The 15,038-nt window shown below is 48.3% G+C and carries 11 protein-coding genes; 4 read left to right on the top strand and 7 right to left on the bottom strand.

The window, feature by feature from the left end; all coding sequences use genetic code 11:
* Positions 1-15 precede the first annotated feature (15 nt).
* From glyS to trmFO, 4 genes are all read right to left on the bottom strand, one after another.
* Positions 16-2,106 (bottom strand): glycine--tRNA ligase subunit beta, encoded by a 2,091-nt coding sequence (glyS, locus tag OXG75_04050; protein MCY3625156.1) that lies wholly within the window; start codon positions 2,104-2,106, stop codon positions 16-18.
* Entirely contained in the window at positions 2,091-2,978 is an 888-nt protein-coding gene (gene glyQ, locus OXG75_04055) for a glycine--tRNA ligase subunit alpha (GenBank protein MCY3625157.1), read from the bottom strand. The genes glyS and glyQ overlap by 16 nt, the downstream gene beginning before the upstream one ends.
* Before the next feature lie 81 nt (positions 2,979-3,059).
* Positions 3,060-4,211: a Fic family protein gene (locus OXG75_04060; protein ID MCY3625158.1), complete on the bottom strand. Its 1,152-nt coding sequence runs from the start codon at positions 4,209-4,211 to the stop codon at positions 3,060-3,062.
* 70 nt (positions 4,212-4,281) lie between these two features.
* On the bottom strand, positions 4,282-5,607 hold the full coding sequence (trmFO, locus tag OXG75_04065) for a methylenetetrahydrofolate--tRNA-(uracil(54)-C(5))-methyltransferase (FADH(2)-oxidizing) TrmFO (protein MCY3625159.1): 1,326 nt from the start codon (positions 5,605-5,607) through the stop codon (positions 4,282-4,284).
* Positions 5,608-5,747: 140 nt separating this feature from the next.
* On the opposite strand from trmFO, the gene OXG75_04070 reads away from it, so the two are divergent.
* The 3 genes from OXG75_04070 to purE are packed head-to-tail and all read left to right on the top strand — an operon-like array spanning position 5,748 to position 8,111.
* Complete coding sequence (locus OXG75_04070; protein MCY3625160.1) at positions 5,748-6,407, top strand: HAD family hydrolase; 660 nt, start codon at positions 5,748-5,750, stop codon at positions 6,405-6,407.
* Positions 6,408-6,426: 19 nt separating this feature from the next.
* Positions 6,427-7,572: a 5-(carboxyamino)imidazole ribonucleotide synthase gene (locus tag OXG75_04075; GenBank protein MCY3625161.1), complete on the top strand. Its 1,146-nt coding sequence runs from the start codon at positions 6,427-6,429 to the stop codon at positions 7,570-7,572.
* Entirely contained in the window at positions 7,569-8,111 is a 543-nt protein-coding gene (purE, locus tag OXG75_04080; GenBank protein MCY3625162.1) for a 5-(carboxyamino)imidazole ribonucleotide mutase, read from the top strand. The genes OXG75_04075 and purE overlap by 4 nt, the downstream gene beginning before the upstream one ends.
* A gap of 237 nt (positions 8,112-8,348) precedes the next feature.
* Here the strand turns inward: purE and OXG75_04085 are convergent, their stop codons facing one another.
* The 3 genes from OXG75_04085 to OXG75_04095 are packed head-to-tail and all read right to left on the bottom strand — an operon-like array spanning position 8,349 to position 11,086.
* Positions 8,349-10,169, bottom strand: a complete 1,821-nt coding sequence (locus tag OXG75_04085) for an AAA family ATPase (protein ID MCY3625163.1) — start codon at positions 10,167-10,169, stop codon at positions 8,349-8,351.
* A 12-nt stretch (positions 10,170-10,181) separates the two neighbouring features.
* Positions 10,182-10,697 carry a type II toxin-antitoxin system MqsA family antitoxin gene (locus OXG75_04090; protein MCY3625164.1) on the bottom strand — a complete coding sequence of 172 codons (516 nt, stop codon included), beginning with the start codon at positions 10,695-10,697 and terminating at the stop codon, positions 10,182-10,184.
* Between the two features lie 26 nt (positions 10,698-10,723).
* Complete coding sequence (locus tag OXG75_04095) at positions 10,724-11,086, bottom strand: hypothetical protein (GenBank protein ID MCY3625165.1); 363 nt, start codon at positions 11,084-11,086, stop codon at positions 10,724-10,726.
* Positions 11,087-11,651: 565 nt separating this feature from the next.
* Here OXG75_04095 and OXG75_04100 point away from each other — a divergent pair.
* Positions 11,652-15,029 (top strand): N-6 DNA methylase, encoded by a 3,378-nt coding sequence (locus tag OXG75_04100; GenBank protein MCY3625166.1) that lies wholly within the window; start codon positions 11,652-11,654, stop codon positions 15,027-15,029.
* Positions 15,030-15,038 lie beyond the last annotated feature (9 nt).

The following is a 15,038-nucleotide window of genomic DNA, read 5'->3' on the forward strand; positions in this document are numbered from 1 at the left end:
ATGGTTGGTTGCGTGTCAGATTTTCGAGAAATCGGCAATCATGAAAAACAGATCTTTTATTTCATTGAGTAAGGCCAGACGGTTGTCTCTGATCTTCTTGTTTTTGTCCATGACCATTACCGCGTCAAAGAAACGATCTATTGGTGCGGAGAGTGTTTTTATGGATTCAAGCGCTTTGAGGTAATCGCTTTGCCCGGCGGCTTTTTCAGAATCGGCCAATTTCTTTAAAACCGCTGTCTGCGTCTTGGTAAAAGCTCTGTGGAGATCCTTTTCCTCTTTTTGCTTAAACAGCTTCTTGTCAAGCGGTGAAGACGGTCTGGTTTTCGCTATGTTGAAAACCCTCTTAAAGCCTGTGGCTAGGGCCTCAAAATCCTTTCGTTTTGCGAATTTCCCAAGTGCGTTTATTCTGCGGTAGGCGTCAAGGGGATTGTCAAACCCTGCCGAGATTACGGATTCGACGACATTTCTCTCGTAACCTGACTCTGTCATTAGGTTGCGGAATCTCTCGGAGAAAAACGCGAGAATGTTCACTTTAAGTTCTTCTTCGGACAGGTTGCCGTCACGAGCTTTTTGCGCGTCCATGGAATCGAGCACGAGCCTTATGCCGCGTTCAAGGAGTGTGGAGAGAGAAATATCAAGCTTCTTCTCTATGGCGATTCTTATTATTCCGAGGGTCTGTCTTCTCAGTGCATAGGGATCGGAAGACCCGGTGGGCGCGAGATCCGCGATGAAGGACGAGCAGATGTTATCCGTTTTGTCCACTATGCTTAGAAGTGCTCCGGTTTTCGTTCGCGGGAGTTCACCGGTTCTCATAAGCGGCATGTATTGTTCCTCGATCGCGTTCGCGACGGCTTTTTTCTCCTTGGAAGCAAGCGAGTAATACTTGCCCATGACACCCTGGAGTTCGGCGAATTCAAAGACCATCTGGGTCGCGAGATCGGACTTTGAGAGTTCCGCGGCCCTTTCAAGATCGGGGCTGGCAAAAATATCGGCGGCAAGCATCCTCATACGCTCGACTTTTTCCCTGTAAGTTCCTATATCAGATAGAAACACCATGCTCTCAAGATCTTCTGTGTAGGCGCTTAAACTTTTCTTTGTATCTTCGGAGAAAAAGAATTCGGCGTCGTTAAGTCTTGCCCTTATTACCCGCTCGTTTCCCCTTATAATTACCTGTTTATCCTTAACCGGGGTTCCGCAGACAAAGATGAAACAGGGAAGAAGCTTGCCGGTCTTCTCAGAATAAACGGGGAAATATTTCTGGTGATTCTTCATCACGCTTATAAGAACTTCCTCGGGCAACCGCAGGTATTTTTCCTCGAACTCTCCCACCAGAACCGTCGGATGCTCCACTAGGTTCACCACGGTTTCAAGCAGTTCAGGATCTTCCTTTATGGTTCCGCCTATCTTTTTGGCCGCCGCCTCTGTGTCCCTTCTTATGATTTTCTTTCTTTTCTCCGGGTCCGCTACTACGTTGTTTTTCTCAAGTGTTTTCAGGTAATTTCCCCAGGATGTCACTCGAAACGGTTTCGGGGAAGTGAACCTGTGGCCGCAGCTTCGGTCAGAACTTTTGATGTTCTCAACGCTGAATTTTACTGGCTTGCCATCGTAGAGCGCCGCTATCCATCTTATAGGTCTTGCGAAGGCCAGTTTTCCGTCGCCCCATCTCATTGATTTCCGGAAGGGGACCGATGAGATCACTCCCGGAAGAATCTCTTTTAGAACGGATGAAGTTTTTTTTCCTTTTACCGTTTTCCTTACGCAGAGGAATTCCCCGTTATCCCTTTTTGCGATAACGAGTTCCTCAACATCGACTTTCTGGGACCTGGCGAAACCCGCAGCGGCCTTGGTGGGCTTTCCGTCTTCGTCAAACGCTATGCGCTTGGGCGGCCCGAAGTTCTCGGTCGTGCGGTCTCTCTGCTTTCTCTCAAGTCCGCTCACCCTTGCCGAAAGCCTTCTCGGGGTATAGAAGATTTCCATTTCCTCGAATTCAATACCCTTGTCGCGGAGTTCTCCGCTTAGAATATTGCCCAGATCCTCCCGGGCTTTTTCAAGGAAGAGAGCAGGTATTTCCTCCGTTCCGATTTCAAGTATCAGTTCTTTTTCCATGGGTTGTTTTTCAGGAGGGGGAATCCCAGGTTTTCTCTGGTCTGCAGATACGAAGTTGCGCACAGATTCGCAAGCGCCCTTACCCTCGCTATGTATGAGGCCCGCTCGGCTACCCCAATTGCCCCTCTCGCGTCAAGCAGGTTGAAGGTGTGCGAACTTTTAAGACAGTATTCGTAAGCGGGGAGGGGGAGCTCCTTTTCGATAAGTGATCTGCATTCCTGCTCGTACATGTTAAACAGGTCGCTTAGCATCGCGGGATCGGATTCCTCGAAGTTGTACTTTGAGAACTGGACTTCGCTCTGATGATGAATCTCTCCGTACGTTATTCCCTTTGTCCATTCAAGATCGTAAACGCTTTCGACTTCCTGCAGGTACATTGCTATTCTTTCGGTTCCGTATGTTATCTCGGCTGATATCGGATCAAGATCTATTCCGCCCGCCTGCTGAAAATATGTGAACTGGGTTATTTCCATACCGTCAAGCCAAACTTCCCAACCAAGTCCCCACGCTCCGAGCGTCGGGGATTCCCAGTCATCCTCAACGAACCTTATATCGTGCTCAAGCGGGTTTATTCCGAATGACTTCAGACTGTCGAGGAAAAGTTCTTGGATATCATCGGGAGAAGGCTTTATTATCACCTGGAACTGATAGTAGTGCTGAAGCCTGTTGGGATTATCTCCGTATCTTCCGTCGGTCGGCCTCCTTGAAGGTTCGACATATGCCACGTGCCAAGGCTCGGGACCGAGGCAGCGCAGGAATGTGGCCGGGTGAAAAGTTCCGGCGCCTTTTTCTATGTCGTAGGGCTGGACCACCAGACATCCCTTGGATGACCAGTAATCCTGAAGAGCCAAAATAAGTTCCTGATATGTCATGACCGGCAAAATACTACCATTAAAATAGAAGAATCAAATATGCCGGCACGTTTGTAAGGGCTTTACCCGCGGGCATGCTTGTTATGAGGTTGTTTGTTGACCAGTTGTTTTATAACGGTCCGATTCCTCAAAGGAAGGCAGTTTGAGCCAGTACCGTGTGTGGCGTCGCTGCCCGGTTCTGTTTAGTGCGCCCATGGCGACCATATTAGCTAGATCGCGCGTCGCCGTCGAAGCCGTTGCCCCAGTTATTCTTTGATAATTTTGTGCGCTGAGACCGCCCTCAAAACCATCCGGTTCAGCATCGAAGAGCCGTAGAAGGACTTTTTCCTGTCGCGGGTTTAACGAGCCATGGAGCCGATCGAATAACCGTGTTTGCTGAATTGACCGGATCAGACTGCGTTCGCTCCAGGTCTGGGCGTCAAGCACTGTATCCGCAAACCACACAAGCCAGTTGGTGATATCAAGCGATCTGCCACTCTCATCCAGAATAGCATAGTAGCCCTTGCGCCTTCGGGCGATGGTGCGGGAAAGCGCAATTAAACTTGGTTCGCCGAGTGACTGGGCGAGGGCTTTTTCCGCCAAAGCACGGGCTATGCGACCGTTTCCGTCCTCGAAGGGGTGAATACGTACAAAGTACAGATGTGTCGTCCCGGCCCATGCCAGAGAGGACATCCTGCTTCCGATTGAGGCAATCTGATCGTACCACTCTATGAAACGTTCCATCTCCTCTGTCATCCGCTCCGAAGGTGGTGCTTCATAGTGAATCTTGGGGTTATAATCCGGCCCGGAAACGACCTGCATAGCTTCGGGGTGGCGACGATAGCCGCCGACAACCTCCAGATGAGGACGGTCTCGCATAAGCATCCGGTGCCAGCGCCACAGCGTTTCGTGGTCAAGCGGGCGGTCAAACTCATGGTAGAGCCCTACCATCATTTCAGCTACTCCCTCTTCCTCGGGTGAAGCGGTTTTCCGGCTGGCGGTTAATCCAAATCGTCGTCGGATGGAGGATTGCACTGATTCCCGGTCGAGAATCTCACCTTCAATTGCGGATGTTTCGACCGCCTCGCCGCTCAGCCATTTAACTCGCAGTTCGGACTGATCTTCATGGGTGAGCTGGCGCCAAGCGCCGATCCTGCGACCTGACTCATGCAGGAAACGCTCTTCGAAAGGTGCCAGAACAGACCGATCCCATGTGAAGTCCGGCCAGTTAGAATGTTGCCATACCCATTTCATGAGCTATAAAAACACCTCCTATAGCCCATATTCTTACCTGTTTCTGGGCTATAGGGCAAGCTCTATGGTTTCAGCGAAAAGCGGACACCCGGTAAAAAGGGTCGTACGCACTCATGCTTTCTATAGCTCTTTGAGCGATAATCCTACGCTTTTTTTCTTTCCCCATTTTTCCCTCAACCTTGGGGAAAAGCCCGAAGTTTATGTTCATCGGCTGAAATCCGCTTTTTTCTGGGGTTGAGATGTACTCAAGCAGGGAACCTATGGATGTTTCCCTTGGGACGTGGGCAGGTGCGAGCCCAAGCGCTTTTCTCGAGGCGCTTATTCCGCAGACGATTCCGGTTGCTGCGGACTCGACGTATCCTTCAACTCCCGTGATCTGCCCGGCGAAAAAGACGCCCGGACGGGAACTCAGGGAAAGGTCTTTCTCAAGGAGTCTCGGGGAATCTATGTACGTGTTTCTGTGCACGCTTCCGTATCTTAGAAACTCCGCCCTTTCAAGCCCCGGGATCTTCCTGAAAACGGTTCTTTGCTGAGGGTATCTGAGCTTTGTCTGAAACCCCACCATGTTGTACATCGTTTCCTCGCTGTTCTCCGTTCTTAGCTGCAGAACTGCAAAGGGGGTTTTCCCGGTTCTCGGATCAATTAGGCCGACGGGTTTTAGGGGGCCGAACCGAAGAGTATCTCTTCCTCTCTCGCATATGACCTCAACCGGCATGCAGCTTTGGAAGTAGAGTGCTTTCTCAAATTCCCTGGTCTCTACTTTTTCTCCGCGGATCAGGTCGTCAACAAGCTCGTAGTACTGATCCTCAGAGAGCGGACAGTTGAGATAATCTCCCTCCTCAGAGTCTCCGTGGCCGTATCTTGATCCCCGGAAAATTTTCGAGCGGTCGATTGTATCTGCGTCGATTATCGGCGAGATGGCGTCGTAGAAGTAAAGATATTCGGATTCCGTGAGCGAGGAAATCTCCGCGCAAAGTGCATCCGAGGTAAGAGGACCGGTGGCCACGACCACGGTCCCGTTTTCGGGTATTTTCGTTACCTCTTCCCTTTTCAGGTCTATAAGTTCGTTGCCCTGGATTTTCCGCGTTATGTAATCCGAGAACATTTCCCTGTCGACCGCGAGAGCTTTTCCCGCGGGAACCTTTGAGGCCTCGGCTGCCTCGATCACGAGTGAGCCGAGGCGCCTCATTTCCTCTTTAAGTATTCCTGAGGCGTTCTCCATGGATGCCGATTTGAGAGAATTACTGCACACAAGCTCCGCGAGATCCGAAGTTCTGTGCGCGGCGGTTTTCCTCCGCGGCCTCATTTCATAGAGAGTTACCCTTACTCCAAACTTTGAGATCTGATTTGCGGCTTCAACCCCTGCGAGCCCTGCGCCGATTACTGTTATTGACAATTGCTTATACCAAGATCCTTGAACTTGAGTAACCCTTTTGTGAATTCAAGCAGTTCAATTTTAACAGACTGCGGAAGTTTCGCATCTACCGCGGTCCGTTTTGTAGCAAGGACTTACATAAGATATAATTCCCCAAGATTATGAGCTACGGAGCAGTTGTATTTGACCTTGACGGAACCCTGATTGACTCTCTTGAGGATCTTGCTGATGCCGTGAATCAGGCACTCGGAATAAACGGATTTCCGCCGCGCGCGACCGGGTGCTACAAGTACTTTATAGGAAAGGGTCCGAAGGTTATGGTGTCAAGAGCCCTCCCCGAGAACAAAAGAAACAATGATGCTGTCGTTGAAAAATGCCTTACCGATTTCAACAGCATCTACAGCCGTGCCTTTAACGTAAAAACCACTCTTTATGACGGTATACCGGATCTTCTGAACGAGCTTTCCGAAAGAGGTCTGAAAAAGGCGATTCTTACCAACAAGCCGCACGTGTTTACCGAAAAATACGTGGAGGATCTGCTTGCCGACTGGAATTTCGAGGTGGTCATAGGGCAGAGGGATGAAATTCCGAGAAAACCGGATCCCTCGGGAGCGCTGCGGATATCAAGGGAACTCGGAATTGACTCGTCACAGATGGTTTATCTTGGAGACTCGGGGGTGGATATGCTTACTGCAGTTGGGGCGGGTATGCTTCCGGTGGGAGTTCTCTGGGGTTTCCGAACGGGAGACGAGCTTCGTGAAAACGGAGCCGAACATCTTATAGAAACTCCGATGGAACTGCTCTCAATTATTGATTTGTAGCTTCCGGCGTATAATGGCCATGGATTTTGAACATGTAAAACTGGGAATTCTCGGAGGCGGTCAGCTCGGGAAAATGCTCTGTCTGGTTGCGAGCAACTGGAACCTCCGCACCTATGTGCTCGATCCTTCCGCCGATTGTCCGACGGCGTCCGTGTGCACCGGGTTTACCCATGGAGATTTCAGGAATTACGAGGATGTCTACGAGTTTGGCAGAAATGTTGACATCCTGACAATAGAGATTGAGCACGTAAACCTGCAGGCGCTTTTTCGGCTGCGGGAAGAAGGAGTCATCATAAGGCCTGAACCCCACGCGCTTGAACTCATACAGGACAAGGCGAAGCAGAAGGAGTTCTATGTTTCAAAGGGGCTCCCCACAGCCGATTTTTCGGTCTTTCCCGGGAAAGAGGCTATAGTTGCGGCCGTAGGGTCCGGTGAGATAAAAATTCCTTTCGTCCAGAAACTTTCAAGGACGGGTTATGACGGAAGAGGAGTTTATGTCGTTAGAAAAAAGGAACAGCTCGACGATCTTTTAGAAGGAGAATCGGTCATTGAAGACCTCGTTGATGTGGAAAAGGAGATTTCCGTTATAGTCTCGCGTAATTCCACCGGGGAAACGAAATGTTTTCCTCCGGTAGAAATGCTGTTTAACAGCAATGCAAACATAGTTGAATTCCTGATAAGTCCCTGCGAGCTTGACAACGCAATGTCCGCTCAGGCATGTGAACTTGCCGAGCGCACGATAAGGTCTTTTGACATGTGCGGGATACTTGCGGTTGAGATGTTTGTTTCCAAAAAAGGCGAGATACTTATAAACGAATCCGCTCCGAGACCGCATAACAGCGGGCATCACACGATTGACGCGGCTCGCACCTCGCAGTATGAGCAGTGTCTGAGATCGATTCTCGATCTTCCCCCGGGCGATACTGAAATAAAAACTCCTTCTGTTATGATTAACATTCTCGGGCAGCCGGGTTTCGAGGGCGAGGTAAGGTACGAGGGACTTCGTGGATGCATGGGCGTTGAAGGAGCCAAGTTCCACATATACGGTAAGACCCTTACCAAGCCTTACAGAAAAATGGGACATGTCACCGTGCTTGACGATGATATTTCGGGCGCGCTTGAGAAAGCGAGATTCATAATGAGCAATCTGAGGGCGATAGCATGAAACCTGCTTTAGTAAGCGTTATCATGGGCTCTGACTCGGATCTTCCAGTCATGGCAGAAGCGATTGAGGTTCTGGAACAATTCGGCGTAGGACATGAAGTTACCATAGTCTCGGCCCACAGAACTCCGGAGCGGCTTGTGGATTTTTCAAAAAAAGCTCACAAAAGAGGAATTAAGGTCATAATAGCCGGGGCAGGGGGTGCGGCGCATCTTCCGGGAATGGTGGCCTCCGTTTCTCCCCTTCCGGTCATAGGGGTTCCGATAAAATCCTCAAACTCGATTGATGGATGGGACTCTGTGCTTTCCATCCTGCAGATGCCTTCAGGCGTCCCGGTCGCCACGGTTGCCCTCGGCGGGGCGAAAAACGCCGGCATCCTTGCCGTTGAAATTCTTTCCGTTGCCGACCCGGAACTTTCACGCGCAGTAGCAGAGTACAAAAAGAAGCTTTCTTCCGAAGTAAGGAAAAAGGCAGCGCGACTTGAAAAGATGGGTGCCTCGGTCTACCTTGAGCGAATGGCCGGAAAGAAGGAGACTTCCTGAAACTCGTATTGAGTTGCTGCTATCCTAGGTGACTTGAGAGACTCCCATAATACGAGGAACATATACGTCGTTATGAATTCAGAGCGAACCCTCCATGGATGGCCGGGTTCGGGGCGCTCTCAGATCTTTCGGACGAAAACCGTCGCATCCTCGATATAGTCGAGGATGAATTTGAAACAATCTCCCCCGAGGATGTTGCTTGATACTGCAAGGAGCTTAAGCTTGAATGTTGCGCGGTCATTCACTGCTTTTGCTCGAAATTACCTCGGGAAGAATTTTCTTACCAGAAAACATCTCTTCCTGTTGGTCTAGTTCCTGAAGGAATATTGGAGGTGTGCGGTAAAGAAAAGACCAGCAAGAAATTTCAACAACAGCAGTGCTGCGTTTCGCTTCTACTAGAAGTTCTTCAGCCTCTACGAATTTTCCAGTAGCCCAATTGGCAAGACTCATGCACTGCGGGTAATTCGCTGAGCCGTCGGGTTTGGTCATTCCTAAATTAAGCACGGACTGAAAAATATCCACTGGCACCTGCAAGGTTTCTCCCCAAGTTGCCATAGCCAGATTAAATAAAGCGGGTTGATCAGAAGCGTCCTCTTCAAGGCGTTTATTACACATATAAGCAGCTTCACCAAACCTTCCTTGGCCTATCAAATTCAAAACAAGATCAGTTTCAAGCTCTGAAACAAGATCAGTATCACACTGGGAATTTTTGTTTGATTTTGCTGAAGCGGAACGAATCAACAACTCGGCCGAAGGAAGTAGTGTTCTCTCAAAGCTCAACGACCGTGCTAAAGATAGCAATTCGTATTCATTCAGATTCTTAACTGCGGGCCAAGTATCAATTTCCTTGAGGTCCTCTGGTTTGTTGGTGGCCAGTAGCCGAACGATTTTATTTAGTTCGGATCTATCTAGGTATGGCTGCTGGATTACAGCCAAAGCGTCCTCGACTGCCTGTCCGGGTTGCCCGAGTCTCTCTGACAACATGACTTTACGGAACAACAGATCCGAGTTTTCGGGGTCTGAATCTAGTGCACGGTCTAAAAGTACTTCCGTCTCCTCAAATTGTCCTTGTCTATATCTCAACTCTACAAGGTTTTTTAGCACATCAATGTCTTCTCCGTGATTCTCAAAAATTCTCTTAAGATGTTCTTCTCGCTCCTTTTCAAATGGCGTTTTGCCGTGTCGTGCAAGCTCATCGCTTAGAAACATCAAAGCACCTTTTTTGTCTTTTGAATTGTTTTTTTGAATCGTGGTCACAAGTTGACGATATTCAGCGGCGAGACGACTTTTGGGCCTGTCACGCGTAAAAATGTCTTGATTCAGCAAAGAGAGACTAGGGTAATGATGAATTGTTGCAGCGAGTTCCCTGTATTGCAACTTGTATTTGAAGTCTGACAAAGTTTCTTCCAGAATACTGTTCTCATCGTCAAGATCAGGGACATTTGAGGTTACGAAATGCAGAGTTATGCTGTTTTTTCCTTTGGGACTCTCTTCTCTTATCCGGTTGACAACACGGGTTAGCCCAATCAGATTTTGGCGGTTCGGAAAAAATAGGCATACTACCGCGTCAGGAAGTTGGCGCGTGCAAATACCTCCTTCGTCCGTGTGTCCTGTTCTGGAGTCAATTAATACATAGTCCGGCCCCAGGTGGTTTTTCCACTGGGCTTTTAGATCCTCAAGTAACAAGTATCCGTCTTTTTCACTGTAAAGTTTTCTCCAGTTAATGGAGTTCAGACGATCAGCGTATTTTTCATTTCTATTGCCAGCTGGCATAAGCCACAGTTTCCCATCTGAAGAATCTTCGGTGGGACTGCTAAAGACATATTTTTCAACTTCGGGAGCGACTCCGGTCTTTGTATAATCATGTACAAAGTCAACAACACCCTGTTTGTCACTCGTTATTTGAGGAAGGTTAAAGGTGTCCAACCCGGGGGCTTCCAGATCAAAATCCACCGCCAGAACTTTTTTCCCTTCGGCTACCAGAGCGAATGCTGTATTCATCATCGCCATGGACCTTCCCACTCCGCCTTTAAACGAATAAAACGTTACTACATACATTCAGGTTGTCTTTTAGAAACTAAATTTTGCTTGCTGCTCCCTTAATGCGCTCGTGATGCCAATGCATTGGAAAACGGATTCAGGTTCCATGTGCCCCGAATCGCTATGCCTTTTTTGCAGAGCTTCAAGATTTCCAGGCAGACTCAATAGATAAAGAAAGTTGTCCATGGCAGTATTCTGAAGCAGGTAGCCTCGTTCCCATCTGCTAAGAGATGCTTCGCCGATTCCCGTCTGGCGAGCTAATTCCGCTTTAGACATAGACATGTCTTTTCGAATGTTGCGCACCTCTGCGGGGGTTAACAACCCGAGGTGGCGGCATACAGATTCATGTCTCGCGCTGTCCGCTCCCTCTCCAGTAAATTCAAAAGAGCATTCAGCACAGCTATGAACAGTGATAGTTGCATTCAGAAAAACACTTCCGTATTCAAAACTGTCATCCACCTGTTTGGTCTCCACATTGGAAGATCCACAAACAACACAGGTCGCGCTTTCTTTTGAAAGCGGAACAACTTTACTTTTTTTGTCCATTTCGCCGCTCCTTATTTTTACGATATTTATTTCGACCGGTAACTGTAGTGAAAACTTCGTCCTATCAACTTGTCTCTACCAATCTGTAATTTGATGTAAATATCCGAATACCCAGGTTCAGTTTCAAATACCATCTCATATCCTTTTTCTCCGGGAGGTTTCTCAAGAGTGGTAACTTCAATTGGATGCTTGTCTCGCAAGAGTCGTCCAATAAAATCCCAGCATGATCTATGAGTAAACTCCAAACCGATGTCGGAGTAGGGATCCATGATTTTACCTGGATTCCAGTCCACCGGTTGTTGTTTTGACCATGCGTCAGTGAACTTCCCTGCTTCAAGCAACTCAAGCATCTTTTTTCGGACGATATCCAAAGCATCATTTTTTGACATGGTTATATAATACAATCATATGACTGTAAAATTATTATTGAGAACTAAAGAATTGTCAATATCATATCATATGATTGTTGTTCCTAGATTTTTTGTAACTAGTTTTAGTTATTCTTTTATCAGTTTGTACTGTTTAGTTCTTTCTTCTGAATAGCGTGATATTATGCCATACGGATAAGATTTGCCACTATTCAGCAATTAGTATTTATCCCGAATCACCTATATGGTGAATATTTTCTACTAGTCTTAGCCAACTGATACCCATTCTGATGTTAGTTAATGATGTTCGGCACATCGTTTTTTGAATTGCGTCCAGTTGGAACACAGAATGTGACATCTAATCTTGCTTAACAATGATCTTTCCAATTCGTTATATTACGGTTCTAATTTCCGTTTGCTTGTGGCAACAGGGACAATTTAGTAGAGAAAAGCTTTTCTCCTAGTCAATGAAGAAAGGCAGTGTAGCTTGAGAAACCTTCGGCTTCTATCTATCATTGAGTGAATAAACCGACAAGCATACCCCTTGAATTGACTTGCTTTTTGAAAGTTAGACAACAACACATTAATGATAAAGAGAACGAATACAAAATTGGTAAGAGCAGTTGCTACATACTTCACAGACTTGGGACTGATACGTGCATCGGGTGGAGCAACCGAAGAGGAGTCGAATTACGTGCCACTTGCCAATCTGCTTAATGCAGTCGGCTCGACACTTAAACCAAAGGTTTTCTGTGTCAACGAGCTTGCGGATCAGGGCGCAGGCCATCCCGACTTTGGCCTGTATGTAACAAAGCAATTGAAGAAAGGCCTACCGCGTTATGGTCAAATACCAGAACATGGCGTGGTTGAAGTTAAACCTCCTAATGACGATGCGTGGCTCATTACAACAAGCGATCAAGTTAGCCGTTACTGGAACCGCTACCGATTGGTGCTTGTGACTAACCTGCGCGATTTTGTGTTGGTGGGTGAGGATAATTTGGGCCAGCCGGTGAAGCTGGAAAGCTTCCAACTTGCGGAAGACGTGAACGACTTCAATCAAAGATTGGATAAACCACTTGCTTTTGCCCGCGAAGTTGGTGCCGACCTCGCTGAGTATCTTGTTCGTGTCCTTTCACATCGGGCTACGCTTGCTGAGCCGAAGGATCTGGCATGGTTGCTCGCACTGTATGCGCGCGACGGCTTAGCACGAGTTGAAGCAGCGGGTGAGACTCCGTCGCTCAAGGCAGTACGTTCGGCGTTGGAAGAAGCATTAGGAGTTCAGTTCGAAGGTGAACGCGGCATGCGTTTTTTCCACTCGACACTAGTACAAACTCTATTCTATGGAGTTTTCTCGGCCTGGGTTCTTTGGTCTAAGAACTTAAAGGCCGACGATGGTCCTCTATTCGAGGGTGGTTACAAACTCGCGCGATTTGACTGGCGAACAGCAGTATGGCATCTACGCGCACCGGTATTGCGAGCCTTGTTTCAACAAATTTCCGATCCAGGGCACCTGCAACCACTCGGTCTTGTTGAAGTCTTGGATTGGACAGCTGCAGTGCTTGACCGCGTGGACCGCGTTACCTTCTTCTCCCGATTTAAAGAGGGTGAAGTAGTGCCGTATTTCTATGAACCATTTCTGGAAGCCTTTGATCCTGAGTTGCGGAAACAACTCGGTGTCTGGTACACACCGACGGAAGTGGTCCATTACATGGTTGCCCGCGTGGACAAGGCTTTAAAAGAAGATCTCGACATTCCGGATGGACTCGCGGCGGACAATGTTTATGTGCTTGACCCATGTTGTGGCACCGGGGCATATCTAGCGGAAGTGCTGCGTTGCATCACAGCCAATCTTGAAGGACAAGGTTTGGGTGCACTTGCGGGTGCGCGGGTGAAACAAGCAGCAACTGAACGGGTATTCGGTTTCGAGATTATGCCTGCACCCTTCGTTGTTGCTCATTTACAAGTCGGACTGACAATGCAGAACTTAGATGCGTCCTTAGCGGATGATGATGCTAAGCGCATCGGTATTTTCCTCACCAATGCACTTACCGGTTGGGAGCCCCGCACGAACAAGCCGCTACCCTTCCCTGAGCTTGAGGAAGAACGTGACCGTGCAGAACGGGTAAAACAGGAAGCACCGATTCTTGTAATCCTCGGTAATCCGCCCTACAATGGCTTTGCGGGAATGGCTGTGGACGATGAAAGTGAGTTATTGATGGCATACCGCTCAACAAAGTCCGTGCGTAAGCCAGAAGGCCAAGGCCTGAATGATCTTTATGTCCGATTTTTCCGCATGGCGGAACGTCGTATCGCCGAGAAGACTGGGCAAGGGATAGTCTGCTTCATTTCCAACTATTCATGGCTAGACGGTCTGTCTTTTACGGGAATGAGGGAGCGATACCTTGAAGTTTTTGATGCGATTCGCATTGATTGCCTAAACGGTGACAAGTACAAAACTGGTAAGGTCACGCCGGACGGTTTGCCGGACCCAAGCATATTTTCGACGGAGGGTAATCCCGTAGGCATTCAGGTTGGTACTGCCATCGCAACGCTGATACGTAAAGCTGACCATGTGCCTGCGGAGTGTGTCTGGTTTCGTCATATGTGGGGACAAGCAAAACTACAGGAATTGACTGCGACTGCCGAAGCAAAACCAAGAACACTCTATGAAGAGATCAAGCCTGTTTTGCCACTAGGACTTCCATACGTACAGACATCGGTGAGCCACGGTTGGTTTAACTGGCCGTCCATCCTTGATCTTTTTCCGGTGTTTTTTCCAGGTGTTAAAACCAGTCGCGACAGGTTACTTGTGGATATCGATTTTGACCAGCTTCAGATGCGGATTGAAGATTACTTCGATGCGACTTTGAGCCATGACGAAGTTGCGAGACGTTATCCGGGGACTATGGAGACCACAGCCCAATTCAATGTCCGTTCGCTACGAGATGATCTGCTTAAACGTGGAGGGCCTAACGAATCTGGTTTTATTCGCTATGCTTACCGACCGTTCGATATTCGATGGCTTTATTGGGAAGCGTACAGTAATCTGCTTGATCGTCCACGTGACGACTACGAGCCTCATGTGTTCAAGGGAAATTCGTGGCTAGTTACCCAACAAAAGCCGCGCAGGGAATGGTCTCCTCCTCAGGTAATCTCTAATATTGGTTGTCTTGACCTAATGGACCGTGGTGCAACATGCATTCCTATGTGGCTTCGTGATAATGGGCTTGAAAGTGAAGCCAAAGAATCACGTCGCCCAAATCTTTCTACTGTGGCAGAAAGTTACCTCAAATATATTGATGCGGGCATCGAGGATCTTTTTCATTGTGTTCTTTCCGTACTCCATGATCCGGAATACCGTGAAGCCAATGATGATGCGCTTCGCATGGATTGGCCGCGCATCCCACTTCCGGGTTGGCCGGATGGCAAAGCTGATGGTGCTGAAGCAATTTTTGCAAATTTAACAGCAAGGGGTCGGGCCATTTCGGCCTTATTTAATCCCGATGCATCTATTTCTGGTATTACACAAGGCTCACTACATCCGGAATTTGCCACTGTAGCTATTCCGACTACGGTGGACGGGCGTAACATGACAGGTGCGGATTTTGCGGTGACAGTTGGGTGGGGTCGTTACGGTCAAGGTAATGCAATTATGCCTGGCAAAGGTCGCATAGTGGAGCGGGCTTTAACGCCATCAGAACGTGCGGCTTTGGGCGATAAGCAACCAGCACTTGGTAAGACAACGTTTGACATTTACCTTAACTCCAGAGCCTTCTGGTGCAATGTTCCTTATGCGGTTTGGAATTACAAACTTGGGGGTTATCAAGTCCTTAAGAAATGGCTTTCGTACCGAGAACACGATGTTCTCAACCGTGCACTTTCACCCGAGGAAGTTCAGCATTTCTCGGATATAGCACGGCGGATTGAGGCTATCATTTTGACAAGTTATCTGAATACGTGTTGAGGAAATATC

This window comes from Candidatus Dadabacteria bacterium, from assembly GCA_026705445.1.
Lineage (GTDB): Bacteria > Desulfobacterota_D > UBA1144 > Nemesobacterales > Nemesobacteraceae > Nemesobacter.